The sequence below is a fragment of the Mesorhizobium erdmanii genome, from assembly GCF_013170725.1.
GTDB classification, from domain to species: Bacteria; Pseudomonadota; Alphaproteobacteria; order Rhizobiales; family Rhizobiaceae; genus Mesorhizobium; species Mesorhizobium erdmanii.
In genome coordinates this window covers 617,634-642,561 of the sequence record NZ_CP033361.1, presented here as the reverse complement: position 1 = coordinate 642,561, position 24,928 = coordinate 617,634, and the positions used below count along the sequence as shown (strand labels likewise).

The window sequence follows — 24,928 nt, the reverse complement described above, 5'->3', positions numbered from 1 at the left end:
ACGATAAGAAGTCCCCGAGTGCCGGTACGGAGGGCCGAGCGATCGAGCGACTCACCACCGCATGGCCCGCGCTGCCCCCGCCAACGGCGCTTGCTGGCTTTCAATCATCGAAGAAAGTGATGAACGACAAGTCGCCAATGCGTCTTCTCGAAGACGCTCACGATGTAGTTGTTGCCAACTCTCAAAGCGCCCCCCGCACGGGGCGCTCTCGTAGAAGGAGTTCTGCTGATCAACGCGTCGCTCGCGATGGCGAAGACGCCGAAAGTACGCTTGCACTTGAGAAAACCACGAAGGCGAAAAGCAGAACTGTGGCCGCCACGATTAGCGAGCCTGCGGCGACGATCGGCTCAATCGCGGTATTGCCTCTCCGCAGCATTAGATACAGGCAGGCAATATAACCACGAGGCCGATGTTATAAAGGTCGTAGTGGATCATCACGACTTTCCGCGCTGCCTTTTGCCGGGCTAAAGGCGTAGTAGCCGCCGAAGATGGCGCTTGTGACCCATCCGAGAAGATTTATATGGGATGCGCCGGAAAGGCACCGTGGTCGCCGGAGATTGCCATCGGTAAGCCGGCGGCGATCCCGAGAATGAGCCACACAACAGCTGTCTCAAAAAAGAGATCCGAAACCTTAGGCTTTTCAATACGAATTTCGGCGCCCGCCGTTCCTTGGAACGGCTGCTTTCCAAGCTACCTGCCAAAAGCCGACGATCTGCTTGCGGCCCCTCTCGAGATGTTCACTGCCGCCGCACCGGCGACCCCCTTTGCCTTCAATGCCCAAACGCCAGCGACGGCGCGATTTTATCCCGCCGCAGCCAGCGCGCGAGAAGCAAAGCCGCCACCACCGCCAGCCCCATCGAGAGGCCCATCCAGATGCCGACGCCGTGGAAGCCGAAATGGAAGGCGAGCAGCACGCCGAGCGGCAGGCCGACGCCCCAATAGCCGATCGCGGCATAGATCATCGGCACCTTCGTGTCGTGCAGGCCGCGTAGCATGCCTGCTGCAACCGCCTGAGCGCCGTCGAAGATCTGGAAAAGTGCTGCAAAGACCAGGAACGACACGGCCAGCGCGATCACCCTGGCATTGGCCGGATTGGTGAGATCGATGAAGGCGCTGATCAGGAGATGCGGCCACAGGATCATCACCAGCCCCATCAGCGCCATGAACGAAACGCCGAGGACGAAGGCTGTCCAGCCGGCGCGCGACACGCCTTCCGGATTGCCGGCGCCATGCGCCAGCCCGACGCGCACCGTCACCGCCTGGTTGAGGCCGAGCGGCACCATGAACGAGATCGAGGCGATCTGGATGGCGATCGCATGCGCGGCCAGCGAATCCGCGTCGATCAGGCCCATCAGCAGCGCCGCCGCGTTAAAGATAGTCACTTCGAAGGCGAGGATGCCGGCGATCGGCAGGCCGAGCCGCAGCAGGCCCTTGAAGCGTGGCCAGTCGGACCGCCAGAAGCGGCCGAACAGACTGTAGCGCCGGAACTTCTTCTCCAGCATCACCACGGCGGCCATGCCTAGGAACATCAGCGTGCTGGACAGCGAGGTGGCAAGGCCCGAGCCGGCGATGCCCATGGCTGGGACACCGAGATTGCCGAACATGAACACCCAGTTGGCGAAAACGTTGAAAGCGACCGCGACGAACACGATGATCAGGGCCCAGCCCGGCCGCTCCAGCGCCGAGATGAACGAGCGCAGCACGATATAGCCATAAAAGGGCAGCACCGCCCATTCGAGCCAGCGCAGATAGACGCCGGCCTGGTGCGCCAGCGCGGGCTCCTGGCCCATGGCCAGCAAAATGGCCTCGCCATGCCACAGCACGAGCCAGATCGGGATCGAGATCAGGATCGCCAGCCACAGGCCCTGGCGCACGGTGCGACGCAGATCGCGCACGGAATGACGGCGGCGTCCGAGTTCGGTGGCGATCATCGGCGAGGTCGCCAGCATCAGGCCGAGGCCGAAGATCAGCGGCATGAAATAGAGGTTGGCGCCAAGCGCGCCGCTGGCCAGCGTGTCCGGCCCGAGCCGGCCCATCATCATGACGTCGGTGGCCGTCATCGCGGTCTGGCCGAGATTGGTCAGCACCATCGGCCAGGCCAGCGCCAGCGTCGCCCTGATTTCCTGACGCCAAAGATTTTCCGGCGCGCGCGCGCCGGCTTCGATCGCAGACATTGTCCTGCTCTTTCAGAACACGGCGCATCGGGACCACGCCCGGAAGCCGTACAACACCGGCGCAAAATGGCGCCGTTTGCGTCGTCTATTGAACGAAATGCGACACGATGGCAAGGGAGGAGGCTCGGCCAGCGATTGATCCAGCCCGCTCTAGGAGCGCCGTCGCCGCGTTCCCTTGCCGGCCGCAGGCTGATACGGATTGCCTTGGAGATCGGCAACCAGCGAACCCGCTGGGAGGAGTGGATGGCGTTCAGACAGCGAAAAAACACGGCCGCGATCCCGCGCACGGTGCCGGCCTTCGAACACATCGTCACCGAAGCCAGCGACAGTTTCCTGTGGCGCCTCGACGACTATCCCTGGGAACGCAATGTCTGGAATTTTCATCCGGAACACGAGATCCATCTGCTGAGGAAATCCTCCGGCGTCGTGCTGGTCGGCGATCATATTGGCGAATTCGGCCCGGGCTACCTGACTATTGTCGGCGGCGGGTTGCCGCATGACTGGGTGACGGCGGTGCAGCCGGGCGAGCTGATCGAAGGCCGCGACATCGTCCTGCAATTCGATGCGCAGCGGCTGCTTGGGTCGGCCGGCCTGCTGCCGGAACTGCGCGAACTGGAGCCGTTCCTGGAGCGGTCGCTGCGCGGCATGGTCTTTCACGGAAGCACGGCGCTGGAAGGCGCCGAACTGATGGAGCGGATGGGAACGGTGCATGGGCTCGCCCGCCTCTGCCTGTTCCTCGAACTGGTCGACCTGCTGGCCAGGACCGACGAATACCAGCTCTTGTCGTCGCCGGATTTCTCGCCCGTTCTCGATGCCGCCTCGCTCGACATCATCCAGCGCACGCTGACCTATCTGTTCCAGCATTTTGCCGAGGATCTGAAGCTGCCCGACATGGCCGAACTCGCCGGAATGACGGAAAGCACATTCTCGCGCTTCTTCCAGAAGAACACCGGCAATTCCTTCAGCGACCACCTCGCCAAGCTCCGGCTCTGGCAGGCCTGCAAGCTGCTTGCCGACACCGACGTCCCGATCACCGACATCTGTTTCCAGGTCGGCTACATGAACATCTCCAATTTCAACCGCGCCTTCCTGCGCAAGCACAAGATGACGCCGTCCTCCTACCGCAAGCTGTCGCGGCAGAGGCTGACGCTGCGCGCATAAGCACGCCCTGAAATCAACGGCTTAGGCGGGATCGATACTTGTGTGACGCAAGCCGTCGCCGGTCGCGGCATTTTGCGCTGCACAATGCATAAAAGTACAGGTTTGCTGCAACGGGGCTTCTAGCTTGGCCTGCTTGAACTGCTCATTTTGGCGATGGGTGGCAGGTCGTTCGGATGACGGTGAGGGTCGCATAGTCCGAGGACTTCCGCTTCCTGCGAGTGTTCCTGGAGGAGAAAAACCAATGAAACCAATTCGGCTTGCTGCCAGCCTTGGCGCAGCTTTTATGCTTTCCGCTACCGTTTCCACCATCGCATTGGCGCAGGCGCCGGTCTGCTCGGCGCCGGTCAAGGTGCTGGCGCAGCCGCGCGACGGCCTGACGCTTCTGGAGGACTCCAAGGCCGAGTTCCAGAAGCTGTCCGGCGCCAGCTTCCAGATCGACTATCTGAACGAGAACGACCGCCGGGCGAAATCGCGCGCCGATGCATCCACCGTCGGCAATTACAACGTCTATTATGTCGACGAAGCCAATGTCGCTTTGTTCGCCTCGTCGAAATGGATCGTGCCGCTGACCGATTATTATCCGGCTGACTATGACTATGCCGACTTCGATCCCGGCCGCCAGAAGGTCGCGACCTATGACGGCAAGGTCTGGTTCGCGCCGCTGACCGGCGGCGGCGACCTGATGGTCTACCGCAAGGACGTGCTGGAGGCCGCCGGCATCCAGCCGCCGAAGACGCTGGACGAGCTGATCGCGGACGTGCCGAAGCTGACCAATGCCGACAAGGGCATGTACGGCATCGCGCTGCGCGGCGCGCGCGGTTCGGGCGCCAATGTCTGGCGCTGGATGCCGTTCTTCAAGGCCTATGGCGGCAAGTGGTTCGATGGCGACAAGCCGGCCTTCAACTCCGAGGCCGCCGTCAAGGCGACCGAAACCTACCTCAAGCTGTTCAAGGATTCGGCCCCCGGCACGCAGACCGGCAGCTGGGATGAATCGACCGGCGCCTTCCTGTCGGGCCAGGTCGCCATCCTCGTCGAATCCACCCCGCTTTCGGGCATGGCGGTCGATCCGAAGACCTCGCAGGTGGTCGGCAAGATCGGCTTCCTGCCGCCGCCCTCGCCGCTGCCTGGCGGCGGTTACGGCCATGGCCTCGCCATCGCGGCGAAAGCCAATGCCGACGACGCCTCGAAGAAATGCGCCGGGCTGTTCATCGCCTGGGCGACATCGAAGGAAAACGAGAAGCGCCGGCTCGACGCCCACCAGTTCGGCGAGCTGAACCGCACCAGCATCCTGTCCAGCAAGGAATTCGCCGATATCTATGGCGCCGATCTCGGCCAGGCGCTGGCCGAAACCGGCAAGGTCACGGCGGTGAACTTCTGGCAGGATCCGCGCTGGCCCGATCTCGGCGACCGCTGGGGCATCATCCTCGAGGAACTGGTCACCGGCACCCGCACCGACGTGAAGGGCGGCCTCAACGAGCTCGAGGCCTATGCCAACGATCTGGTGAAGAAATAGCCTATCCTCCCCCTGCGGCGCGCGGTCCACGGCATTCCAGCGAATGTCGGGACCTGTGCGCCGCGGGTCCCGTTCTCGCCATGGCCGCTCAGGCCCGACATCGCATGAGAGAGCTCAGACATGTTCAATCGTTCGAGACGCAGCCAGGGATAGACAGATGCCCCGACGCTCTTCCTTGCCGGTCACCTTTGTCGTGCCGACCCTTGCCATCCTGCTTGTCCTGTCGATGGTGCCGACGCTCTACGCGATCGTCATCGCCTTGCAGAATCGCGAGTTGAGCGCGACGGCCTATTCCTGGGTCTGGTTTTCGAACTTTTTCGATCTGTTCTCCGACCGCCGCTTCCTCAACGCCGTCTGGGTGTCGGTGAAATGGGAGATCGTCACCGTAGTGGCGACCATGGTGGTGGCGATCGGGCTCGGCGTGCTGATGTTCGAGGTCGCCAGCCCACGCCTGCGCAATGTCTACTGCCTGCTGTTCATCATCCCGGTGCTGTTGCCGCGCGTCTCGGCGGCCTTCGTCTGGAAGTTCGCCTACCATCCGCTCTACGGCATCGCCACCTATCCCTACCGCCTGCTCACCGGCGGGCTGATCTTCGATCCGCTGTCGAAGCCGGGAACGGCCTTGTTCGCCGTCGCGTCGGTCGACGTCTGGCAATGGGGGCTGTTCTTCGCCGTCATCGTGCTGAAGCTGCTCGAAACCTTGCCGCCGCAGCCGATCGAGGCGGCCCGGCTCGACCATGCCAAACGCTGGCAGATCCACGCCTACGTCACCTTGCCGATGCTGAAGGCGCCGTTGATCAGCCTGATGTTCGTCAAGATGATCGAATCGCTGCGCTCCTTCGACCTGATCTATGTCATGACCCGAGGCGGCCCCGGCGTCGCCACCGAGACGCTCGACATGTATGCCTTCTCGCAAGGCTTCATCGAGTCCGGCAAGGTCTCCTACGCCTCGGCCATGGCGGTGCTGATGATGATCGCCACCGTCATCACCTTCACCATGCTGTGGAAGCGGGTGCAGGCATGAGGCCCGGTAGATTGATCGGCCGGATCGTGCTGGCCTTTGCAGGCTTCATGGCCGTGTTCCCGCTGCTGTGGACGGCACTCAATGCGCTGAAGAACAATGTCGACATCATCACCCGCGTGCCGCGTCTGGTGTTCACGCCGACATTGGCCAACATCAGCTATATTGTCGGCCGCGACAGCGTGCTCACCGGGCTCTACAACTCGGTCGTCGCCTGTGGCTCGGCCGTGCTGATCGGTGTGGTGCTCGGCCTGCCCGCGGCTTACGCGGTGGCGCGCTATCCCAACCGGTGGGCCGGCGACATCCAGTTCTTCGTCCTGTCGCTGCGCTTCCTGCCGCCGGTGGCGGTGGCCATCCCGCTGATGGTGATCTGGCTGCAGGTCGGCCTCTACGATACTTTGCCGGCGCTGATCATCACCTATTCGCTGCTCACCATCTCGGTGATCATGTGGCTCGCCATCCCCGCCTTCCAGGGGGTGCCGAAGGAAATCGAGGAAGCCGCCTTCGTCGACGGCTACGGCGCCTATTCGGTGTTCTGGCGCATCGCGCTGCCCGTGGCCGCTCGCTCCCTGGCCGGGGCGGTCGCCTTCAGCTTCGTGCTGGTTTGGAACGAATTCCTGATCGCGCTGATGCTGTCGAGTTCGAACGCCAAGACCTTGCCGATCGTCGCTTCCGAACTCTCCCAGCAAGGCATGAATGTGCCCTGGGGGATCCTGAATGCCTCGGTCGTACTGCTGTCGCTGCCGCCGCTGCTGTTCCTCGGCGTGCTCAGCGGCTTCCTGAATTCCGTTTTCCGGCAAAAAAAGACTTGATGCGAGGATTTCCCAATGCGGGCACTGGTGCTTGAGAAAAAAGGCGAACTGTCGCTGCGCGAAATCGCCCTGCCACTCGATGTCGGGCCGGACGATGTCAAAATCGCCATCCACACGGTCGGCGTCTGCGGCAGCGATGTGCACTATTACACGCATGGCGCCATCGGCAGCTATGTCGTGCGCGCGCCGATGGTGCTCGGCCACGAAGCCGCCGGGACAATTGTCCAGACCGGCGCCAATGTCTCGACGTTCAAGGTCGGCGACCGCGTCTGCATGGAGCCGGGCGTGCCCAACCTGTCGTCGCGCGCGACCAAGCTCGGCATCTACAATGTCGACCCTGATGTTTCCTTCTGGGCGACGCCGCCGGTGCATGGCGTGCTCGCGCCGTACGCGGTTCACCCCGCCGCCTTCACCTACAAGCTGCCGGACAATGTCTCCTTCGCCGAGGGCGCGATGGTCGAGCCCTTTGCCATCGGCATGCAGGCGGCAAGCCGTGCCCGGATCGTTCCTGGCGATGTCGCCGTCGTTGTCGGCTGTGGCCCGATCGGCATCATGATCGCGCTTGCAGCCCTTGCCGGCGGCTGTTCGAAAGTGCTGATTTCCGATTTTTCCGCGCCCAAGCTGAAGATCGCCGCGCAATATGCCGGCATCATGCCCGTCAACATCGGCGAGCAGTCGCTGGTCGACGCCGTCGCGGCCGCGACCGACAATTGGGGCGCCGATATCGTCTTCGAGGCCAGCGGCAGCCCCAAGGCCTTTGCCGATCTGTTCGATGTCGTGCGGCCGGGCGGCGCGGTGGTGCTGGTCGGGCTGCCGGTGGAGCCGGTGGCCTTCAACGTGCCGGCGGCGATCTCGAAGGAGGTGCGCATCGAGACGGTGTTCCGCTACGCCAACATCTTTGATCGCGCCTTGCAATTGATCGCCTCCGGCAAGGTCGACCTCAAGCCGCTGATCACCGGCACCTATGATTTCTCCGACAGCATCAAGGCCTTCGAGCGGGCCGCCGAAGGCAACCCGCAAGACGTCAAGCTGCAGATCCTGCTTACCGGCGAGAAGGGCTGACCATGTCCGCCATCACCTGCTCCCATGTCGACAAGGCGTATGGCGCCACATCAGTCATCCGCGACCTCAACCTCTCGATCGAGGAGCACGAATTCGTCGTCTTCCTCGGCCCGTCCGGCTGCGGCAAGTCGACCTTGCTGCGCATGCTGGCGGGGCTGGAGGATATCAGCGGCGGCGAGGTCTCGATCGGCGGCAAGGTGGTCAACGATCTCGATCCGGGCGATCGCGGCATCGCCATGGTGTTCCAGAACTATGCGCTCTATCCGCACATGACGATCTTCGACAACATCGCCTTCGGGCTGCGGCGGCAGAAGGTGCCGGCGGCCGAGATCCGCAAGCGCGTCGAAGCGGTGTCGAGGACACTCGGCCTGGAACCCTATCTCGGCCGCAAGCCGGCCGAGCTTTCCGGTGGCCAGCAGCAGCGCGTGGCGATTGCCCGCGCCATGATCAAGACGCCAAAAGTGTTCCTGTTCGACGAGCCGCTGTCCAATCTCGACGCCAAGCTGCGCAACCACATGCGCGTCGAAATCGCGCGCCTGCACCAGACGCTGAAGACCACCACCGTCTACGTCACCCATGACCAGCTGGAGGCGATGACGCTCGCCGACCGCATTGTACTGCTCAAGGAGGGCGTCATCGAGCAGGTCGGCTCGCCGGCCGAAATCTACCGGCGGCCCGGCAACATGTTCGTGGCCGGCTTCATCGGCACGCCCAACATGAATTTCATCGAGGTGACGGTCGGCCGCTCAGGCGATGGCTGGACGTTGACCGGCGCCGGAACGGTCCTTTCGATCGAGGGGCGGGCTTTTCATCTCCAGCATGGCGACCGCGCCGTGCTCGGCATCCGGCCTCCCGACTTGAAAACCGCCGATGCCAGCGCTGCCGGCATATTGCAAGGCACGGCCGATCTCATCGAATTCCACGGCAATGATGCGCTCGTGACATTCGCCTCCGGCGGCAAGGAGATCAGTGCGCTGGTTCCGGCACGCGAATGCCCGATGTTGCACGCCCCTGTCCGCTACACCTTCGAGGAAGACAGCATCCATCTGTTCGACGCGACGTCGGGCGCGTCCCTGCGCAAGCAATAGCGCAAAGGCCTCGAGCAATTCCAGGAAAAGTGTGAAACGGTTTTCCGTCCGGAATTGCGTCAGAGCAAAGAGGTAGAGCGTCTCGCCGTTTCCGTGAAACGGTGAACTGCTCTACCGGATCGCGTCGAGCGCCTGCCGCTGCCGGTGCATCTCCAGGAAAATTCGGTAGTCGCGATCGAAGCGGGCGCCGGCGGCCGGGTTGGCGGTGCGCGACTTGCCGCCTTGCTGCATGGCGAGGCAGGCGGCGTTGAGGTCGGGGAAAAGCCCGGCGGCGGTCGCCGCGACCATGCCGGTGCCGAGCAGCACCGCCTCGTCGGCCAGCGGCTCGACCACCGTGCAGCCGGTGGCGTCGGCGTAGAGTTCCATCAGCAGCGGGTTCTTGGTGTGCCCGCCGGTGACGTGCAGCGTGTCGATCAGGTAGCCGTTTTCGTTCAGCGCCTCCAGCACATGGCGCACGCCGAGTGCGATGCCGACGGCGGTGCGCCAGTAAAGCTTGCACAGGCTGTCGAAGGAGGAATCCAGCGTCAGCCCGCTGACGACGCCGACGGCGTGCGGGTCGGCGAGCGGCGAGCGGTTGCCGTGAAAATCAGGCAGCACATGCAGTCGCGCGGCGAGGGCTTCGCCCTCGGTGGCACGCAGTTCGGCCACACGCCCGGCGATTTTTGCATGCATGGCGGCATCCGGCTCGCCGCCGGCACCGTGCCAGCGGATGATGTGGTCGAGCAGGGCGCCGGTGGCCGACTGGCCACCTTCCGACAGCCAAAGCTTCGGCAGCGCCGCGCCGAAATAGGGGCCCCAGACGCCGGCGAAAGGCTGCGGGTCGGGCGACATCGCCATGACGCAGCTCGATGTCCCGGCAATCAGCGCCAGATGCCGTCCGATGTCCTGCTCGTCGCCGGCAAAACCGCCGAGCACGCCGAGCGCGCCGGCATAGGCATCGATGACCCCGGCGCCGACCCGGCAGTTTTCGCTCAAGCCGAGATCGGCTGCGGCCTGAGCTGTCAGCGGACCGATGTCGGCGCCGACCGGACTGGCCCGCTCCGGCAAATTGCCATGCTCGAAGAGATCGTCGAGGCCGACGATCTCGAAGAAATCGCGCTGCCAGGCACTGTCCTCATGCGCCAGATAGGTCCATTTGGCAGTCAGCGTGCATTGCGAGCGCGCCAATGAGCCGGTCGCCTGCCAGGTCAGGAAATCGGCAAGGTCGAATAGATAGCCGGCTTCATTCCATGTCTTGCGCAGGTTGCGCTTCAGCCACATGAGCTTCGGCGTCGCCATCTCCGGCGACATGACGCCGCCAATATAGTTGAGCACCTCGTGGCCGCTCGCCGTGCATTCGTCGGCTTCGGCGATGGCGCGGTGGTCGAGCCAGACTATGGTGTCCCAGCGCTTGTCGCCTGACGTCGAAACGCTGAGCTGATCGCCCTGCCGGTCGCGCACCACCAGCGAGCAGGTGGCATCAAAGGAGATGCCGACAATATCCTGCGCCGCGATGCCGGCTTTTTCGCGCGCGGCGCGCACGGCGGCGCAGACGGCCGCCCAGATATCGCGCGAATCATGCTCGGCATGATCGGGCTTTGGCTGGTTCATGGCTATCGGCCGATCGGCACGGCCGAGCAAGGTACCACTGGCGTCGAGGATGCCCGCGCGAGCGCTCCCGGTGCCGACATCGACCGCGCAAACAAACTGTTTCGTCAAGATGCTCTAACTCTCGCTCCCAGGCCTGCAATCAGATCGGGCAATTGCAGCATGTCAGCGAATATAAAGTCCGGTTCACTCGACGCAAGCCGCGCTTTCAAGCCGGGGTTGCCGGCATGCGCGCCGCCGGTGAAGCCAAAGACGCGCATCCCTGCCGCGCGGGCCGCTTCTATGCCGGCCGGACTGTCCTCGATGACGAGGCATTTGCGCGGATGCGCCCGCATGCTGGCGGCGGCGTGCAGGAAAAGGTCGGGTGCCGGCTTTCCCCTGGCCACCATGGCCGCGGAAAACAGATGCGGCTCCATCAGCTTGAGCAGACCGGTGACGTCGAGCGCATAGCGGATGCGTTCCAGCGTACCCGACGAGGCGACGCAGAACGGCAGGCCGAGCTTCGGCAAGATCTCGCTGATGCCGGATATGGGCCTCAGCTCCTCGCGGAACTTGCGCATGAGGTCGACGCGCATGGCGGTCAAATGCTGGTCGGTAAGCTCCAGGCCGAAATCGCGGCCAAGGATCTCGCGCACGCTTTTCATGCTCTTGCCGAGGAAATGTTCGTAGGCGTCGTCCTCGCTGAGGCTGCCGCCGGCGAGCTTGATCATGCCGAGCAGCGCCGAGACGGAGAGCGCCTCGCTGTCGACCAGCACGCCATCGCAGTCGAAGATGACCAGTTCAGGCGTCATGGCGGCGGATGGCTCTCAGAGCTTGCCGGCGACGTAGCGCGTCAGCGTGGCGCGGGCGCCATTCGCCCACAACAAGTTGAGCGCGCTGCCGAAGGCCTCGACGAAGGTCGTGGCGCGGCCGACATCGCCATAGATGTCTTCCATAGCCAGCCAGGCGGCGGGCGCGTCCTTTGCCGCCCTTGCCGTCGCCTGCAACCGCTCCCAGCTCGGGTCGTTGGGTTCGATGACGGCACCGCTGTCGGTCGTGCCGAAGCAGTAGCGGCACCACAGCGCTGATTCCAGCGCCAGGCCGGCGACGCCCTTGCCGGCCTTCAGGCGGTCGGCGATGGTCGGGATGATGAACTTCGGCTGGCGGTTGGAGCCGTCGAGGCAGAGCCTGCGGATGGTGTCGCCGATCTTGGGATTGGAGAAGCGCTTTTCGATGAGTTGGTAATAGTCCTCCAGCACCGTGTCCGGCACCGGCGGCACGGTCGGGATGATCTCGTCATGCTCGAGCTTGTCGAGAAAGCCGCGCACCAGCGGCTCCTGCATTGCCTCATGGACAAAATGGATGTCCATCAGCCCGGCCGGATAGGCGATGGTGGCGTGGCCGCCATTGAGGATGCGGATCTTCATCAATTCATAAGGCGAGACATCCTTGACGAACTGCACGCCGACCTTTTCCAGCGGCGGGCGGCCGGCGGTGAAATGGTCCTCCAGCACCCATTGTTTGAAGGGTTCGCAGAAAACCGGCCAGGCGTCCTCGACGCCGAAATCCCTCGCCAGGATGCCGCGCTCGCGATCTGACGTGGCAGGCGTGATGCGGTCGACCATGCCGTTGGGAAAAGCGACGTGGTCGTTGACCCAGTTGGCCAGATCCTCGTCGATCAGCCGCGCCAGCCCGATGACACCATCCGACGTGACGTGGCCATTGTGAGGGATGTTGTCGCAGGACATCACGGTGAATGGCACGATGCCATCGTCGCGGCGGCGCACCAGGCCAGCGAGGATGATGCCGAACACCGTCTTGGGGGTGGCGCCCGCCTGCGCGTCGGCGACGATGTCGGGATGGGCCGGATTGAACTTGCCGGAGGCGGGGTCGATGAAATAGCCGCCTTCGGTGATGGTCAGCGAAACTATCTTGATCGCCGGATCGGCCAGGCGATCGATGATGCCGGCCGCATCGCCCGGCATCAGGAAGTCGATCATCGCGCCGGTGACGCGCGCGCTCATATGGCCGTCATCCTGTTCGACCACCGTGGTCAACCAGTCCTGCTCCTGCAGCTTCCCGCGACCGATCTTCTCGCCCTCGAAGACGCCGGCGCCGACCAGCGCCCAGTCTTGGCCGACACCCGAATTGAACAGATCGTCGAGATAGACGGCCTGATGCGAGCGGTGGAAATTGCCGACGCCGAAATGAACGATGCCGGCCTTCAGCTTCGAGCGGTCGTACTTCGGACCCGCGACCTTGGCGGGGAGATTTGCGAGATTGGCGGAAGAGAGTTTCACGGTCATCTGTCTACCCTTTGGCCTATATCGGCCTCGTTACTCCGCCTCCCCCGTCCTGTCGGGAGAGGGTAAGGGACGGCTCATGCTTGGCGAGGCCGATGCGACCCCTGATGTTGGCCTCTGCCCCTCGCGGAGGACGAGAAGCAGAGGCCGCCCCCCTCAACTCATCCACTGGCCGCCGTCGACATTGTAGGTCTGGGCAACGATGTATTCGGCTTCATCGCTGGCCAGGAACACGGCCATGCCGGCGAGATCCTCCGGCTTGCCCATGCGGCCGTAAGGCACCCCTTCGCCGACAAGCCGCTTCTTCTCGCCCTTCGGCCGGTTCTCGTATTTGGCGAACAGCGCATCGACCTGGTCCCACATGTCGCTGTCGACCACGCCGGGCGCGATGCCGTTGACGTTGATGCGATGCTTGATCAGGTCGAGCCCCGCCGACTGGGTCAGCGAGATGACGGCGGCCTTGGTGGCGCAATAGACGCCGACCAGCGCTTCGCCGCGCCGTCCGGCCTGGCTCGCCATGTTGATGATCCGGCCGCCCTTGCCTCGCGCGATCATCGAGCGAGCGGCCGCCTGCAGCATGAACAGCGTACCGGCGACGTTCACGGAGAACAGCTTTTCGTAGCTCGCCCGAGAGATTTCGACGATCGGCGCCAGGTCGAATAAAGCCGCGTTGTTGATCAATATGTCGAGGCCGCCGGCCTTGCTCTCCACCGTCTTCATCGCTGCATCGATGGATGCCTGATCCGCGACGTCGAGTTTGACGGCATAGGCGTTGCCGCCGATCTCGGCCGCCGTCTTTTGCGCGGCCTCGAGGTTGATGTCGGCAATCGCCACCGTGGCGCCTTCGCGTACATAGGCTTCGGCGAAGGCCCTGCCGATGCCGCGCGCCGAACCCGTGATCAGCGCCGATTTGCCGGCCAGGCGCATGCTCACATCGCCTTCCCGTCGGCGCCGAAGCGATGCAGCTTGGCCTTGTCGGGCGTCAGGTAGATGGTGTCGCCGTGATGGACGGCGAGCTCGCCGTCGGCACGCACCGTCAGCGGCCCGACGCCATCGGCCTGGACATGCAGGAAAGTGTCGGAGCCCAGATGCTCGGCAACGCCGACGGTAGCCTTCCATTCGCCGGCCGTGGTCGAGATTTCCATGTGTTCGGGACGGATGCCGATGGTCTTGGCGCCATGTTTGGCCGCCGGCGCGCCTTCGATGAGATTCATCTTCGGCGAGCCGATGAAGCCGGCCACGAACAGGTTGCGCGGCGTCTTGTAGAGCTCCATCGGCGAGCCGACCTGCTCGATGTTGCCGGCATTCAGCACGACGATCTTGTCGGCCATGGTCATGGCTTCGACCTGGTCGTGGGTGACGTAGATCATCGTCGTCTTGAGCTGGTGGTGCAGCTCGCTGATCTCCAGCCGCATCGTGCCGCGCAGCGCCGCGTCGAGGTTGGACAGCGGCTCGTCGAACAGGAAGGCCGAAGGCTGGCGCACGATGGCGCGGCCGATGGCGACGCGCTGGCGCTGGCCGCCGGAGAGCTGGCCGGGCCGGCGTTCGAGATAGTTGGTGAGGTTCAGCACGCGTGCCGCGTCCTTCACCTTCTTGTCGATGGTCGCCTGGTCCTCGCCCGCCATCTTCAGCGGGAAGGCGATGTTCTTGGCCACGGTCATATGCGGATAGAGCGCGTAGGACTGGAACACCATGGCAAGCTTGCGCTTGGCCGGCGCCTCGCCGGTGACGTCGCGGCCATCGATGTTGATGGTGCCGCCGCTGGTGTCTTCCAGCCCGGCGATCAGCCGCAGCAGAGTGGACTTGCCGCAACCCGACGGGCCGACGAAGACGACGAACTCGCCATTCTCGATCACCAGGTCGAGGCCGGGGATGATGGACGTCGCCCCGAAGGACTTGGAGACGTTCTTGAGCGTGATGTTTCCCATGGTTTCCTCCCCGAGGGGTTACTGTCCGTCGTCGGTTGGCGTGCGCGATACTATTTCACGGCGCCAAATGTCAGACCGCGCACCAGCTGCTTCTGGCTGAACCAGCCCATGATCAGGATCGGCGCGATCGCCAGCGTCGAGGCTGCCGAAAGCTTGGCCCAGAACAGGCCTTGCGGGCTGGAGAACGAACTGATGAAGGCGGTCAGCGGCGCTGCGTCCGTGGTGGTCAGCCGGATCGTCCAGAACGCCTCGTTCCAGGCCAGGATGATGTTCAACAGCATGGTCGAGGCAATGCCCGGCACCGCCATCGGGGTCAGCACATAGACGATCTCGTTCCACAGCGAGGCGCCGTCCATGCGCGCCGCCTCGAGGATCTCGCCGGGGATTTCGCGGAAGTAGGTGTAGAGCATCCACACCACGATCGGCAGGTTGATCAGCATCAGCATGACCATCAGGCCGATGCGGCTGTCGAGCAGGCCGAGATTGCGGAAGATCAGGTAGATCGGGAACAGCACCGCGACCGCCGGCATCATCTTGGTGGACAGCATCCACATCAATATGTCCTTGGTCCGCTTGGTCGGCGAGAACGCCATCGACCATGCTGCCGGAATGGCGACCAGCAGGGCCAGGATGGTCGAGCCGACCGAGAGCAGCACGGAGTTCAGAAAGAACTTGAAGTAGCCGCTCTGCGCCTGAACTTCGGCATAGCTCTCGAACGTTCCCGACGGGATCAGGTTGAAGCCCTGGATCGCCTCCTGCTCCGACTTGAACGAGGTGATGATCGTATAGAGGATCGGGAAGAAGATCAGCAGCGCGACGATCCAGGCGGCGACGGTCGCGATTGTCTTGTGCTGGGTGGTGACTGAGCGTGCCATCTTGTCCTCCCTTACTTGTCCAGGTTCTTGCCGACGGCGCGCATGGCGAAGAAGGCGACGATGTTGGCGAGAATGACCGCGATGATGCCGCCGGCCGAAGCCTGGCCGATTTTGAACTCCAGCAATGCCTTCTGGTAGACCAGGAAGGGCAGGTTGGTGGAGGCGTAGCCTGGGCCGCCATTGGTGGTGACGAGGATCTCGGCATAGACCGAGAGCAGGAAGATCGTCTGGATCAGGATGACCACGGTGATGGCGCGCGACATGTGCGGCAGCGTCAGATAGATGAAGCGGCTGAAGAAACCGGCGCCGTCCATTTCGGCGGCTTCCTTCTGCTCGCCGTCGAGCGACTGCAGCGCGGTCAGCAGGATCAGCGTCGCGAAAGGCAGCCACTGCCAAGCGACGATGATGATGATCGCCGTCATCGGATGTTGCCCGAACCAGTCGATCGGTTGCGCCCCGAAGAAGCGCGCTATGTCGGCGAACACCCCATATTGCGGATGCATGATCATGTTCTTCCAGACCAATGCGGCCACCGGCGGCATGACGAAGAACGGCGATATGACGAGGATGCGCACGATGCCCTGACCCCACATCGGCTGGTCGATCAAAAGCGCCAGCAGGATGCCGCCGATCACCGTGATCAGCAGCACGCTGATCACCAGGATCAGGGTGTTGAGGATCGACTGCAGGAAGGCGGGATTGGAATAGAACAGCGCGTAGTTGGAGAGGCCGACGAAGCCGTCGCGCACCGGATTGAGCGGATTGTACTGCTGGAAGGAGAACCACAGCGTCAGCGCCAGTGGAACGACCATCCAGACCAGCAGCAGCAAAACGGATGGCGCCATCATGAAACGGGCAAGCGAACGGGTCTGCTGAGTAGCCATGACGGTCACCCTTCAATGGTCGGACTTGAATTTTCAGAGGCGTTGAAGGCGGCCGCCCGAGCTGGGAACTCGGGCGGCCGTTGCCGGTCGAGGAGGTGACCGGCATCGGCACCGGGAGGAGCCTTACTTGATATACCCGCCTTCGGTCATCGTCGCGGTGGCGGCGTCCTGGGCCTGCTTCAGCGCATCGTCGACGCTCGACTGGCCGGCCAAGGCGGCCGAGAAGAGCTGGCCGACGGTGGTGCCAAGACCCTGGAACTCTGGGATGGCGACGAACTGCACGCCGACATAGGGCACCGGCTTGACGGTCGGATGCGTCGGGTCGGCGGCGTTGATCGAGTCCAGCGTCATCTTGGCGAACGGAGCCGCCTTCTGGTACTCGGGGTTGGCGTAGAGCGAGGAGCGCGTGCCCGGAGGAACGTTGGCCCAGCCTTCTTTCGAAGCGACGAGTTCGGCGTAGTGCTTGCTGGTCGCCCAGGAGACGAACTTCTCGGCGGCGTCGGCCTTCTTCGTACCGGCGGGAATCGCCAGCGACCATGCCCACAGCCAGTTGCCGCGCTTGCCGAGCCCATTGTCAGGCGCCAGCGCATAGCCGACCTTGTCGGCGACGGTGGAGTTCTTCGGATCCGACACGAAGGAGGCGGCGACAGTGGCGTCGATCCACATGCCGCACTTGCCCTGCTGGAAAAGCGCCAGGTTTTCGTTGAAGCCGTTGGAAGAGGCGCCCTCGGGGCCGTCGGCCTTCATCAGGTCGACATAGAACTGCAGCGTCTTCTTCCATTCCGGCTGGTCGAACTGCGGCTTCCAGTTCTCGTCGAACCAGCGGGCGCCGAAGGAGTTCGACATGGCGGTCAGGAACGCCATGTTTTCGCCCCAGCCGGCCTTGCCGCGCAGGCAGACGCCGTTCACGCCATTGGCACGGTCGGTCATCTTGTCGGCGGCCTGCTTGATGAAGTCCCAAGTCGGCGCATCGGGCATCTTCAGCCCGGCCTTGTCCATCAGGTCCTTGCGGTACATGACGAAGGAGCTTTCGCCGTAGAAGGGCGCGGCATAGAGCTTGCCGTCGACCGAAAGGCCGCCAGCGATGGCCGGGATGATGTCCTTGGTGTCGTAGTCGGCGCCGAGCTTGTCGAGCGGCAGCAGCCAGCTTTGCTTGGCCCAGATCGGAACTTCGTAGGTGCCGATGGTCATCACGTCATACTGACCACCCTTGGTGGCGATGTCGGTGGTGACGCGCTCGCGCAGCACGTTCTCTTCAAGCGTGACCCAGTTGAGCTGGACGTCGGGATTAGCCTTGGTGAAGTCTTCGGTCAGCTTCTGCATGCGGACCATATCGCCATTGTTGACGGTGGCGATGGTGATGGATTCGGCATGTGCGGCAAAAGCGAGAGCGCTGGCCGACAACAAGCCCAGGGTGAGCGTGCGCAGTTTCATCAAATTCCTCCCATGAACCAAGTGAGCATTTGCCTTGGCTATGAGCAATTACTCACTTGGCGTGAATTATGTCAAGTGGATTCGATGCTGCAGCGCAGCACCGGGCTTGCCGATACAGGGCGACGGACAGTGCCCGTGCCGCATATTAGTCGGCGGGCGTGGAAGATCGGATCGGGTGAAAAGGGCCTGTCAGCAGGCGATCTCGGCCAGCAGCCAGTCGCGGAAGGCGCGGATCTTCGGCACGTTGCGGCGCGCTTCGGGATAGACCAGCCAGTAGGCATGGCCGTCGTCGCCGACGAGATCGAAAGGCTGGATCAGGCGGCCTTCGGCAAGTTCCGTCTTGAACAGCGCCCGGGTCAGGATCGCCACGCCATGGCCGGCGATCGCCGCGTTCGCCTCGTAGGCCTGCGCGCCCATGCTGCTGCCGGGCCGCGTGGCAAGGTCGTGCGCATGCACGCCCGCCGTCTCGAACCATTGCGTCCACCAGACGTCGCCCGGATCGAGGATCGGCAGCCGCAACAGGTCGGCCGGCTCGTTGACGCCGCCGATGCTCGCCGCGAGCTTCGGGCTCAGCATCGGTGTGAAATCGGCGTCGAGCAGCTTGTGGGCTTCCAGCCCCGGCCATTTGCCGCCGCCCGAGCGGATGGCGAGGTCGACATCCTCGCGGGCGAAATCCGTCAGCCGGCTCGACGTTTCGAGCCGCACGGCAAGGCCTGGATGGGCCAGCTGGAACGAGCCCAGATGATGCGCCAGCCAGTTCGAGGCGAAGGTCAGCACCGTGGTTACGCACAGCAACCCGTCCGCGCCACCGCGCGCCGCGGCATAGGCCTGGCCAAGAATGGCAAAGGCCTCGCTGACCGCCGGCGCCAGGCGTTGGCCGGCTTCGGTCAGCTCGATCTGCCGCGGCCGGCGCAGGAACAAAGGTGCGCCGACACGCTCTTCCAGCACTTTGATCTGATAGCTGACGGCTGCCTGTGTCATGGCGAGTTCCACGGCCGCCTTGGTGAAGGAAAGGTGCCGCGCCACCGCCTCGAACACCCTGACCGCCTGCAGCGGCGGCAGTTGCGAAACCTGTGGCGAGCTCAGATCCGGCATAAGGCCTCCTTATGGGTCCTTATCGACGTTCGATTGGCAAAGCCGGCCGGCAAGACCGACATTTCCGTCAACCCGTCATTCGGGTTCAGGATAGCGGAGGTTGAAGATCATGACCATGGCGCAGCAAAAGGGCACTCCAGCTCCGGATCATCGCTGGATTTCTTGGCTCACGGATGGTTTAGGCTGGTTCGCGATCAGAAGAAGGGCGCATCTCGACATCAGGGACCTGTCGCCGCATCTGCAGCGCGACCTTGGTCTTCTCGATGGCAACGACCCTTTCGGTCGGCACGGATAGACGTGTTGGCTTTATCGCAAAAGCAGTCGCCCGTGCCGCATTCGGCAGGGCTTCCCGGTCAGATGCCGGCCAAAAGGGCGGTCGCTGTCCGCTCATCGGTGATCAGCCCATTGACCAGCCGGCGGTTCACGGCCGCCAGGATCCCGGGCAGCTTGCGCTCGCCCATGGCCAGCGCGATGACCAGCGATTTTTCGCGGGAGGGTAGCGAGGCCGACGACACCCGGTCATTGGTGATGCCCTCGATCATGCGGCCTTCCCGGTCGAACACCCAGCCGACGATCTCGGCGATGCCGCCGGCCTTCTGCAGCGCCTTCAGCTCGCTTTCGGAAATGAAGCCATCCTCGTAGAGCGGCGCCCTGGGGCCGAGGTCGCCAATGCCGATGAAGGTGACATCGGCTTCCGCCGCAAGGGCCAGCGTTGGCTGGATCATCGGCTGGTTGAGCAGCATCTCGCGCTCCTGCGGCGAGGAGGCGATGACCGGCAGCGGCATCGGGAAGGAGCGCGCCTTGACGCGGTCGGCCATGGTGAAGATGACGTTGTAGAAGGCGGCGGAGCCGTCAGGCGAGATGTTGCCGGTCAACGACACGACCTTGTGCTGCGGGCATTCCATCGGCGGCAGCTGCTCGATCGCCGCCTTCAGCGTGCGCCCGGTGCCGATCCCCATGACGATCGGCGTCGGCGACCGCAGCCGCCGCTCGATCTCGGCGGCGGCGGCCTCGGCGATGCCGATGGTCGTCGACGATGAATTGGGATCGCTCGGCACCACCTCGACGAGATCGAGCGCGAAACGCAATCTCAGCCGGGCCGCGAGATCCAGGCAGTTGGCGATAGGATGGTCGACCCGAACCTTGATCAAGCCTTCCGACACCGCCAGCGACACCAGCCGCTGCGCCGTCTGCCGCGAAATGCCGAGCGTGGCGGCGATCTGGTCCTGTGTGTTGCCGGCAACGTAATAGAGCCAGCCGGCGCGCGCCGCGTCGTCCAGCCTGTTGCTGCCGCCATCCTGCCGGGTACTCACGTCCTGCCTCCCAAGACCGCCGGTCATCAAGGCGGTCTGCCTGTAGTTTCGCAGGGAACGGTTGTCTGCGCAATTGTCAATATCACGGGCAATTGTTCGCAACTGCGAGATGGGGATTGCCCCGCCGGCAGTGTCTGGCCGCCGAGGACGGGGGCGACTTCGGCTCCGGTCGCGGCCACCTTCTGCGATTCCGACGGTTTATCTCCCGGGACAAACCCTTTAAGGGGATCGCAAAAGGAGCGCTGCATGACACCGAGAGCGGTTTTCTGGGACATGGACGGTACGCTGGTCGACAGCGAGCCGTTGCACGAGGCGGCCCTGGTGGCGGCAATGCGCAATGTCGGTCTTGTACCGCCCGCCGATCTGCATGAGCGTGTGCTCGGCGTTGCCGCCTGGCCGGTCTACGAGATGATGCGCGACGAGTTTGGCCTGGACCTGCCCTTCGACGACTGGATCGTGCGCAAATACGAGCACTATCTGCCGCTGGTCGAAAGCTTGAGGCCGCGCCCCGGTGCGATCGAGGTCTTCGATGAATTGCGCGCGCTTGGCGTGCAGCAGGCGGTGGTCTCCAATTCCGACCGGCTGATCGTCGATGCCAATCTGCGTGCCGTCGGCCTCTTTTTTCCCGGCATGAAGACCGTCAGCCGCAACGATGTGCGCGACGGCAAGCCGCATGCCGAACCGTTCCTGCGCGCCGCCTATCTGGCCGATGTCGATCCCGCGCATGCTGTCGCTGTCGACGACAGTTGGCCGGGCGCCATGGCGGGTCTGGCGGCGGGCATGAAGACGATCTTCTGGCCGGAAAAGCCGATGGAAGGACCGCCCGGCGCCATCGTCATCAACAGCGCCGGGGAATTGCGAGCTCAGCTCGGGCTCTAGTTCCGGTAGACCGGCTCTTCCTCGTCGAGGATCGCCTTCAATTCGGCGAGATGACGTTCGGCCTGGCCCGGATAATCATCCATCTCGCTTGCCGTCTTCTCGGCGATCGCATCGGACAATGTGCGTAGCGGGCGGCCGGTCCACAGCGCCTTGATGTAGGTCTCCGCGGCGCGCTCGAAATAGAACATGCGGTTGAAAGCGTCCGCCACCGTGTCGCCGATGACCAGCACACCGTGATTGCCCATCACCATCACCTTGACCTTGGGATCGATGAGAAGTTGCGAGCAGCGCTCGCCCTCTTCCTCGAAGGCCAATCCGCCATAATGCGCGTCGACGACATGGCGATTGAAGAACATCGCAGAATTCTGGTCGATCGGCGGCAATGTCGAGTCCGCCAGCGAGGCGAGCACCGTGGCGTGGATCGAATGGACATGCATGACGCAGCGCGCATGCGGCACGTTGCGATGGATGGCGCCGTGCAGGCCCCAGGCCGTCGGGTCGGGCGCGTTAGGCCCCGACAACGTGTCAGGATCGTTGGCGTCGATCATCAACAGGTCGCTCGCCTTGATGCGCGAGAAATGCACCTGGTTCGGGTTCATCAGGAACTGCGTGCCGTCCTTGTTGACCGCCAGCGAGAAATGGTTGGCCACGGCCTCGTGCATGTTGAGCCGTGCCGTCCAGCGAAACGCGCAGGCGAGATCGACGCGCTCTTCGTAGAAGGGCAGGTTGGTCAGCGTTTCCTTCTGCAGGCGGGCGATGCTCATCGAAAATCCTCCGGTTTTGGCGAGAATGCCGCGACCGACGGCTGCCCGCAACGGGTTTTGGTTGGTGCAGGGAGAAGTTGCTGCTCAGGCCGCCGTGCTGGCGGCGGTGCCGACCCTCAGCCCGCCATGCTCGATGATGAAATCGATCACCTCCTGCAAGCCCTTGCCGCGCGACAGATCGGTGAAGCCGAACGGCCGCTTGCCGCGCATGCGGCCGGCGTCGCTCTCCATCACGTCGAGGTTGACGTTCACATAGGGCGCCAAATCGCTCTTGTTGATGATCAGGAAATCGGAACGCGTGATCGCCGGTCCGCCCTTGCGCGGGATTTCCTCGCCCTGGCAGACCGAGATGACATAGAGCGTCAGGTCCGCGAGGTCCGGCGAGAAGGTGGCGGCAAGGTTGTCGCCGCCGGATTCGATGAAGATGATGTCGAGGCCGGGGAATTTCCGGTTGAGCTCGGCGATCGCCTGCAGATTGATCGAGGCATCCTCGCGGATGGCGGTATGCGGGCAGCCGCCGGTCTCGACGCCGACGATGCGGTCCTCCGGCAACGCCTGCAGCCGGGCCAGCATCATGGCGTCTTCCCTGGTGTAGATGTCGTTGGTGACGACGGCGATGGAGAACTCGTCGCGCAACGCCTTGCAGAGCTTCTCGGTCAGCGTCGTCTTGCCGGAGCCGACAGGGCCGCCAATGCCGATGCGAAGGGGACCATTGGGCTGGGTCATGTCGGGAACTCCGTGACGGCAAGGATGGCGAAGCTGAGCCCGATCAGCAGGCACAGCGGCGAATAAAGACTGGTATCGAGCCGGGCGAAAGGTTGTTCCGGCGCCAGCCGCCGCCACCACGGCGTGAAGCCGGCAATGCCGCGTCCCAGAAACACCAGCCCGATCAGCAGCGAAGTGGCGGCCAGGCCTTCCCTTGGGAAGGGCGAGGCAAAGAAGCCGATGAGCGCCAGCGGCCAGAGTGTCGCCAGGCCGAGACAGGCGGCGACGGCGAAACTGGCGAAGGACGACGGCATTTCGTCGACGCCGCGAAAGCCGACGACGGCGTGGGCGCAGGAAGCTGAATCCCTGCCCGGCCAGATGCCGCCAATGCCCCAATAGACATGCAACGCCGTGATCAGCAGCAGGACGAAGGAGAGGACAAAGGCGAGGACGCTCATGAGCGGAACAGCCGCGAATACTGGGTTTCGTGCTTCATCGCCATCACGTCGGAGACGAAGGCGCAGCCGCCGAGATCGTCCAATGTCGAGCGGGAGGCGCGGGCGGCGGTCGAGAGGGCCAGTGGCTCGAAGCCGGCCAGCAGCGCGGTGGCCTCGCTTTGGCCGACGACGCCGAGCCGGATCGCCGCCTGGACGAGGTTGGAGAAGAAGGCTTGCAGGAAGGCGCACAGCGCGTCCTGCAGCGCGATACCGTTGCCGCCGGCGATGGCGCCAACGGCGGCGCAATAGGCGCATTCTGCCGGCAGGCGCGCTAACACGGGATTGGACCACGCCGTTGCCGCTTTGAGGAAGGCCGCCCCCTGCAACATGGTCTCGGTGTGGCGCTCGCGCGAGCCGGCCAGCGCCTCGGCCAGTGCGGCCACTTCGTCGAGATCGCTACCGTGGCGTGCACGGCGCCAGCTCTCGGCGAACAGTACCGCATCGTTCCAGCCTGAACCCATCTCGACCAGTGTCTCCAGCCAGCGAACCAGGCCCCCGGCATCGGCAACCAGCCCGTCATGCACCGCGCGTTCGAGACCGTGGCTGTAGGCGAAGCCGCCGACCGGGAAGGCCGGCGACAGCCACGCCATCAGCCGCAGCAAGGCGATGTTGGAAGGCTGGTCAGTCATGGTCGTGATGGTGACCGTGGTGAGAATGGCTGTGGGCATGGGAATGCGATTCACCATGCGCATGCGAATGGGATTCCGCATGGCTGTGGGAATGGCCGTGATCATGCCCATGCCCATGCCCGCTGCCATGGCCGGAATAGGCGCCGCGCACCGGCTTGAACGGTTCGGAAACCTCGCGCACCGAGGCGCCGAGCCCCTCCAGCATTGCCTTGATGACGTGGTCGCGCAGGATGACGATCCGATCCGCCTCGATGCCCGCGGCGAGATGACGGTTGCCGATATGCCAGGCGAGCTCGGTCAGATGCACGCTGTCGCGGGCGCGGATGTCGTAGACCTCTTCCGGCGCGGCGCTGATCTCGACATGGCGGCCATCCTCCAGCACCAGCCGGTCGCCATCGTTCAGGGCGACGGGTTCGGGCATGTCGACCAGCACCTTGCTGCCGTCGGCAAGTTCGATGGCCCGGCGGCGCAGATGCCGCTCGTCATGGGCAAGAACGGCACGCCCGGACGGCACGGTGGCTCCTGCCGCGCCGGCGGGCAGCACGGAGACGGCGCGTGGAAATTTGGTGAAGTCGGTGTTGAGGTTGAGCTTCATTTCATCGAGCCTCCATTGGCTTGCGCCCGAGCGCGGGCGGGCCGCGCCAGCACGCGGTCGAAATAGGCGTTGACGCGCTCGGATTCGATCTGGAATTTTCCGGCCCGGGCCCAGCCGCCCATGTCGCCCAAAAGCACGTCGACGGCAGAGAACCGGTCGCCCAGCGCAAACGGCTTGTCGCCAAGGCGGCGGTCCAGTGCCTTGGTCTCGGAAGCGAAATCATAGGCCGCCGCGGGGCCGACATCGACGCGGACCTCCTTCGGCAGCAGGAAGCGGTGACGCAGCTTGTTCCACAGCGGCGCCTCGAACTCGCTCTGGGCAAAATGCATCCAGGAATCCATCTCGGCACGGCCGGCGACACCCGGATTGGCGCCCATGCCTTTGTCGGCGTGCTTGTCGGCCAGATAGACGCAGATCGCCGCCGAATCCGTCACCGTCAGCTCGCCGTCGATGAGGATCGGCACCTTGCCCGACGGGTTGAGCGCATAGGCTTCCGGCGAGCGCAGCTTGACCGCGACGAATTCATAGGGCTGCCCGAGCTCCTCGAGCATCCAGAGGACACGGCTGACCCGGGATCCCCGTGATCCGACGGCCTTATACATGATTGACACCTGCCTTTCCCAAGCAGAC

At 63.9% G+C, this 24,928-nt stretch carries 25 protein-coding genes and 1 pseudogene; 8 read left to right on the top strand and 18 right to left on the bottom strand.

Annotation, left to right across the window (positions count from 1 at the left end):
* Positions 1 to 229 precede the first annotated feature (229 nt).
* Together EB233_RS31710 and EB233_RS02965 are read right to left on the bottom strand one after the other, a co-directional pair.
* A pseudogene (locus EB233_RS31710) lies at positions 230 to 645 on the bottom strand (hypothetical protein).
* A 125-nt stretch (positions 646 to 770) separates the two neighbouring features.
* Positions 771 to 2,174 carry an MATE family efflux transporter gene (locus EB233_RS02965; RefSeq protein ID WP_064990145.1) on the bottom strand — a complete coding sequence of 468 codons (1,404 nt, stop codon included), beginning with the start codon at positions 2,172 to 2,174 and terminating at the stop codon, positions 771 to 773.
* 243 nt (positions 2,175 to 2,417) lie between these two features.
* Here EB233_RS02965 and EB233_RS02960 point away from each other — a divergent pair, with 243 nt between their 5' ends.
* The 6 genes from EB233_RS02960 to EB233_RS02935 all read left to right on the top strand — a co-directional run bounded on the left by EB233_RS02960 (position 2,418) and on the right by EB233_RS02935 (position 8,831).
* Positions 2,418 to 3,335, top strand: a complete 918-nt coding sequence (locus EB233_RS02960) for a helix-turn-helix domain-containing protein (RefSeq protein ID WP_064990689.1) — start codon at positions 2,418 to 2,420, stop codon at positions 3,333 to 3,335.
* Positions 3,336 to 3,576: 241 nt separating this feature from the next.
* A complete protein-coding gene (locus tag EB233_RS02955) occupies positions 3,577 to 4,848 on the top strand; it encodes an ABC transporter substrate-binding protein (RefSeq protein WP_064990146.1) in 1,272 nt (423 codons plus the stop codon).
* A gap of 157 nt (positions 4,849 to 5,005) precedes the next feature.
* Entirely contained in the window at positions 5,006 to 5,872 is an 867-nt protein-coding gene (locus tag EB233_RS02950; RefSeq protein WP_064990147.1) for a carbohydrate ABC transporter permease, read from the top strand.
* Complete coding sequence (locus tag EB233_RS02945) at positions 5,869 to 6,681, top strand: carbohydrate ABC transporter permease (RefSeq protein WP_064990148.1); 813 nt, start codon at positions 5,869 to 5,871, stop codon at positions 6,679 to 6,681. The genes EB233_RS02950 and EB233_RS02945 overlap by 4 nt, the downstream gene beginning before the upstream one ends.
* A 15-nt stretch (positions 6,682 to 6,696) precedes the next feature.
* A complete protein-coding gene (locus tag EB233_RS02940; RefSeq protein WP_064990149.1) occupies positions 6,697 to 7,743 on the top strand; it encodes an NAD(P)-dependent alcohol dehydrogenase in 1,047 nt (348 codons plus the stop codon).
* 2 nt (positions 7,744 to 7,745) lie between these two features.
* Positions 7,746 to 8,831 carry an ABC transporter ATP-binding protein gene (locus EB233_RS02935; RefSeq protein ID WP_064990150.1) on the top strand — a complete coding sequence of 362 codons (1,086 nt, stop codon included), beginning with the start codon at positions 7,746 to 7,748 and terminating at the stop codon, positions 8,829 to 8,831.
* Positions 8,832 to 8,942: 111 nt separating this feature from the next.
* Here EB233_RS02935 and EB233_RS02930 read toward each other — a convergent pair whose 3' ends face one another.
* From EB233_RS02930 to gcvA, 9 genes are all read right to left on the bottom strand, one after another.
* The gene (locus EB233_RS02930; protein WP_064990151.1) at positions 8,943 to 10,529 is read right to left on the bottom strand and encodes an FGGY-family carbohydrate kinase; all 1,587 of its coding nucleotides are present in this window, start codon (positions 10,527 to 10,529) and stop codon (positions 8,943 to 8,945) included.
* Entirely contained in the window at positions 10,526 to 11,209 is a 684-nt protein-coding gene (locus EB233_RS02925; RefSeq protein ID WP_064990152.1) for an HAD family hydrolase, read from the bottom strand. The genes EB233_RS02930 and EB233_RS02925 overlap by 4 nt, the downstream gene beginning before the upstream one ends.
* A 15-nt stretch (positions 11,210 to 11,224) precedes the next feature.
* Positions 11,225 to 12,703 carry a mannitol dehydrogenase family protein gene (locus EB233_RS02920; protein WP_064990153.1) on the bottom strand — a complete coding sequence of 493 codons (1,479 nt, stop codon included), beginning with the start codon at positions 12,701 to 12,703 and terminating at the stop codon, positions 11,225 to 11,227.
* 153 nt (positions 12,704 to 12,856) lie between these two features.
* Positions 12,857 to 13,627: an L-iditol 2-dehydrogenase gene (locus EB233_RS02915; protein ID WP_064990154.1), complete on the bottom strand. Its 771-nt coding sequence runs from the start codon at positions 13,625 to 13,627 to the stop codon at positions 12,857 to 12,859.
* Between the two features lie 2 nt (positions 13,628 to 13,629).
* On the bottom strand, positions 13,630 to 14,628 hold the full coding sequence (locus EB233_RS02910) for an ABC transporter ATP-binding protein (RefSeq protein ID WP_027052962.1): 999 nt from the start codon (positions 14,626 to 14,628) through the stop codon (positions 13,630 to 13,632).
* 50 nt (positions 14,629 to 14,678) lie between these two features.
* The gene (locus tag EB233_RS02905; RefSeq protein ID WP_027052963.1) at positions 14,679 to 15,503 is read right to left on the bottom strand and encodes a carbohydrate ABC transporter permease; all 825 of its coding nucleotides are present in this window, start codon (positions 15,501 to 15,503) and stop codon (positions 14,679 to 14,681) included.
* An 11-nt stretch (positions 15,504 to 15,514) separates the two neighbouring features.
* Positions 15,515 to 16,387, bottom strand: coding sequence for a carbohydrate ABC transporter permease (locus tag EB233_RS02900; protein WP_027052964.1), 873 nt, complete (start codon positions 16,385 to 16,387; stop codon positions 15,515 to 15,517).
* A 123-nt stretch (positions 16,388 to 16,510) separates the two neighbouring features.
* Complete coding sequence (locus EB233_RS02895) at positions 16,511 to 17,821, bottom strand: ABC transporter substrate-binding protein (RefSeq protein ID WP_027052965.1); 1,311 nt, start codon at positions 17,819 to 17,821, stop codon at positions 16,511 to 16,513.
* Between the two features lie 189 nt (positions 17,822 to 18,010).
* Positions 18,011 to 18,916 carry a transcriptional regulator GcvA gene (gcvA, locus tag EB233_RS02890; RefSeq protein WP_064990155.1) on the bottom strand — a complete coding sequence of 302 codons (906 nt, stop codon included), beginning with the start codon at positions 18,914 to 18,916 and terminating at the stop codon, positions 18,011 to 18,013.
* 109 nt (positions 18,917 to 19,025) lie between these two features.
* Between gcvA and EB233_RS02885 the strand changes: the two genes are divergently transcribed.
* Positions 19,026 to 19,211 carry a hypothetical protein gene (locus EB233_RS02885; RefSeq protein WP_081294185.1) on the top strand — a complete coding sequence of 62 codons (186 nt, stop codon included), beginning with the start codon at positions 19,026 to 19,028 and terminating at the stop codon, positions 19,209 to 19,211.
* A gap of 58 nt (positions 19,212 to 19,269) precedes the next feature.
* Here the strand turns inward: EB233_RS02885 and EB233_RS02880 are convergent, their stop codons facing one another.
* A complete protein-coding gene (locus EB233_RS02880; RefSeq protein WP_064990690.1) occupies positions 19,270 to 20,229 on the bottom strand; it encodes a sugar-binding transcriptional regulator in 960 nt (319 codons plus the stop codon).
* A gap of 246 nt (positions 20,230 to 20,475) precedes the next feature.
* Between EB233_RS02880 and EB233_RS02875 the strand changes: the two genes are divergently transcribed.
* A complete protein-coding gene (locus tag EB233_RS02875) occupies positions 20,476 to 21,108 on the top strand; it encodes an HAD family hydrolase (protein WP_064990156.1) in 633 nt (210 codons plus the stop codon).
* Here the strand turns inward: EB233_RS02875 and EB233_RS02870 are convergent.
* The 6 genes from EB233_RS02870 to EB233_RS02845 all read right to left on the bottom strand — a co-directional run bounded on the left by EB233_RS02870 (position 21,105) and on the right by EB233_RS02845 (position 24,900).
* Positions 21,105 to 21,872, bottom strand: a complete 768-nt coding sequence (locus tag EB233_RS02870) for a class II aldolase and adducin N-terminal domain-containing protein (protein ID WP_027052970.1) — start codon at positions 21,870 to 21,872, stop codon at positions 21,105 to 21,107. The two genes, EB233_RS02875 and EB233_RS02870, sit on opposite strands and share 4 nt — an antisense overlap.
* Before the next feature lie 84 nt (positions 21,873 to 21,956).
* A complete protein-coding gene (ureG, locus tag EB233_RS02865) occupies positions 21,957 to 22,598 on the bottom strand; it encodes an urease accessory protein UreG (protein WP_064990157.1) in 642 nt (213 codons plus the stop codon).
* Positions 22,595 to 23,035 carry a DUF3995 domain-containing protein gene (locus EB233_RS02860; RefSeq protein ID WP_064990158.1) on the bottom strand — a complete coding sequence of 147 codons (441 nt, stop codon included), beginning with the start codon at positions 23,033 to 23,035 and terminating at the stop codon, positions 22,595 to 22,597. The genes ureG and EB233_RS02860 overlap by 4 nt, the downstream gene beginning before the upstream one ends.
* The gene (locus EB233_RS02855) at positions 23,032 to 23,703 is read right to left on the bottom strand and encodes an urease accessory protein UreF (RefSeq protein ID WP_064990159.1); all 672 of its coding nucleotides are present in this window, start codon (positions 23,701 to 23,703) and stop codon (positions 23,032 to 23,034) included. The genes EB233_RS02860 and EB233_RS02855 overlap by 4 nt, the downstream gene beginning before the upstream one ends.
* Entirely contained in the window at positions 23,696 to 24,298 is a 603-nt protein-coding gene (locus EB233_RS02850; protein WP_064990160.1) for an urease accessory protein UreE, read from the bottom strand. The genes EB233_RS02855 and EB233_RS02850 overlap by 8 nt, the downstream gene beginning before the upstream one ends.
* Entirely contained in the window at positions 24,295 to 24,900 is a 606-nt protein-coding gene (locus tag EB233_RS02845) for a glutathione S-transferase family protein (RefSeq protein ID WP_064990161.1), read from the bottom strand. The genes EB233_RS02850 and EB233_RS02845 overlap by 4 nt, the downstream gene beginning before the upstream one ends.
* Positions 24,901 to 24,928 lie beyond the last annotated feature (28 nt).